The organism is Anditalea andensis (genome assembly GCF_000714815.1).
In the GTDB taxonomy this organism is placed as follows: Bacteria; Bacteroidota; Bacteroidia; order Cytophagales; family Cyclobacteriaceae; genus Anditalea; species Anditalea andensis.
This window is the reverse complement of sequence record NZ_JMIH01000049.1, coordinates 1-2,220: the sequence shown is the minus strand read 5'-3', so window position 1 is coordinate 2,220 and position 2,220 is coordinate 1. Positions and strand designations below refer to the sequence as shown.

The 2,220-nt window shown below is 35.2% G+C and carries 4 protein-coding genes; all 4 read right to left on the bottom strand.

Annotated elements, in window-relative coordinates:
- Positions 1-543, bottom strand: a 543-nt coding sequence (locus EL17_RS22200; RefSeq protein ID WP_035079948.1) for a hypothetical protein, incomplete at its 3' end; no start/stop codon positions are given.
- 20 nt (positions 544-563) lie between these two features.
- Positions 564-902: a nuclear transport factor 2 family protein gene (locus EL17_RS22195; RefSeq protein ID WP_240486055.1), complete on the bottom strand. Its 339-nt coding sequence runs from the start codon at positions 900-902 to the stop codon at positions 564-566.
- A 155-nt stretch (positions 903-1,057) separates the two neighbouring features.
- Positions 1,058-1,612: a hypothetical protein gene (locus EL17_RS22190; RefSeq protein WP_035079946.1), complete on the bottom strand. Its 555-nt coding sequence runs from the start codon at positions 1,610-1,612 to the stop codon at positions 1,058-1,060.
- Positions 1,613-1,818: 206 nt separating this feature from the next.
- On the bottom strand, positions 1,819-2,220 hold a 402-nt coding region (locus tag EL17_RS23980), incomplete at its 5' end, for a hypothetical protein (protein ID WP_035079943.1).

Below are 2,220 nucleotides of genomic sequence, written 5' to 3'. Positions count from 1 at the left end.
TCGAAAATTATCATCATTTGCCAAACCTGCAACATGAAGGCATGGGTCTTCAATCAACCAATCATCAAAATACACATAACTTTCACCTAAATCCATCTCCAACTCAGCGGGATTCCCTGATCCGCCACCGGTACCACCTCCTCCTCCCCCGGAACCACTACCTGAGCCAGTTCCAGTACCTGTCCCCCCACCTGAGGAGTGACTGGTCGCACAAAAGGAAATTGTCTCTGTATAATTATTAATTTCTGTTCCTTCACCAACTGTAGTGCCAATCGGCGTTACGATAGAAAACTCCATTTCAACATCAAAACATATTTGTGAGGCATTTACTTTATCTTGGCTTTTTCCACCATTATTTACATGCACTGAACCCCTGCTAATATATTTTCCATTATCATATTGATAGGTAGCCAGAATTTTATCATCAAATGTATTTAAAGTTACTAGTCCTGAAAATTTTTCTGGTAGAATTCTCAAACTATAATTATCAATTCCTGTATTATTAGAATCTTTGGAACCATCATAGTATTTGAGTATGTACATCGAATATCCATTGCTAGATTCTACAAATACAACAGAAGCACTGGATTAAAAAATTCCCGGTAATGGGCTATTTGTTCGCCCCGCATGGTCAGGCGGGCGCTGTATATCTGGTGGTAGGCTTTACCGGTTGCCGTTACTAAGCCACCGCCTTCGAACTCTACAAATATTGTATTGGGGTCAGACGTGGCCGAAAAAGTTATGTCCGTAAAGTTCCAGTTGGAAGCAAGCCGGGTTACGTTTACAAGGTGTGCCATAACCGCGTCGCGCCCCTCTACCCGATTTGCGAACGGAACAGGTGCATATGGGTACTCGTGCACCACGTCCTCTGTAATTAGATTACCATATGCTTCTGCGGTCATATGGTGATTAGTAAATAATTCAAGATCCGGGAGTATATCGCTTATTTTTAGGCTATTTTTTAGCAGTAAAATTTCTGTAACTACAAAAATTAACCCTCCTTTGATTATTACTATCAAAGGAGGGTTGAAAATTATATTAGATAACGATTTAGGTTCTATTCCCCTTTCTTTTTAAAGGTCAGCTGTTTTGGAATGGATAGTTTAGAACTGTTTTTCGATTTTTTATCTCCATTTGGTCTCGTTATGTAAATTCCTTCCCGTCTATTATCTATTTCCATTTCCAAAACACCATTTATATATAACAATTTACCCATCCCTAATCCTCCTAATGTTGTATTATTATCGTCCATATAGTTAAATTCTAAGGTTGCATTATCTTTAACAGAATGAGATGTAAGTTTTGCTACAAAATATTGGTTGCTATATTTACTTTCTATATCTAAAGGGGAATAAACTTTTCTACCAGATTGATAATAACTTATATCCATTAATAACACATCCATTTGATACCCGGTATCCCATCTTTCACTTTTAATGGGGAATTTTTTTTTCATATTCAATTCCATTACGATACTATCAGAACCACTGACCACAGCTATCCATCTGCCCTCGAAGTACTTTATTTCATCATTTTCAATGTATTGAGCTTTGCCAATATTTGAAATAAATAGAAAAACTCCTATAAATAATACTATTTTATATTTTTTCATAATTTATGTATTTAACACCCTCCTTTTGTTGATTGATCTTGATTATTCAATATTCTTTTTTCCCAAGAATCAAGAGAATTGTTATCTCCTTTAAATAAAACTATTCCTGCGTCCTCTAAGGTTTTTAAAAAGGCACTTTCATAACTTTGAATATCAGAAAGTTGCAAAGCCCTATTTACCGTGAACCAATTATTAAAATAGATTTCTCAAGCTTCAAAGGAAGCTTGAGAATCAAAATTTTGTTCTGCAAATTCTAAAAATGCAGTCTCATTTTCTATTTTCATTATATATGCAGTATGTTGGGTGATCACCCCAATAAAAAAGGATTCAAGACCATTGGCCAACAAGTTATTCTCATGCATATGATAAATAACTTTTACATCGCTTAATGAAAAAATTGGCCAAAGCCCTTGATAATGGGAGTGTATATATCCGTCTATTGGATTATGAGTACTAATACTGACACTTGAAACATTATATAGCCTCCTTCCCAAACTATATTCATAAATTCCCAAACTATTTCGTTCCAATAGAGCATATGATTCAAAATTAGAAATAACTGAACTTTTTAACGAAAGGAAATTGGATCGAAAATTATCATCATTTGC

Bases quoted from the DNA above. Each gene is read 5' to 3' on its own strand.
- EL17_RS22195 (WP_240486055.1), bottom strand. From the start codon at position 902: ATGACCGCAGAAGCATATGGTAATCTAATTACAGAGGACGTGGTGCAC.
- EL17_RS22190 (WP_035079946.1), bottom strand. From the start codon at position 1,612: ATGAAAAAATATAAAATAGTATTATTTATAGGAGTTTTTCTATTTATT.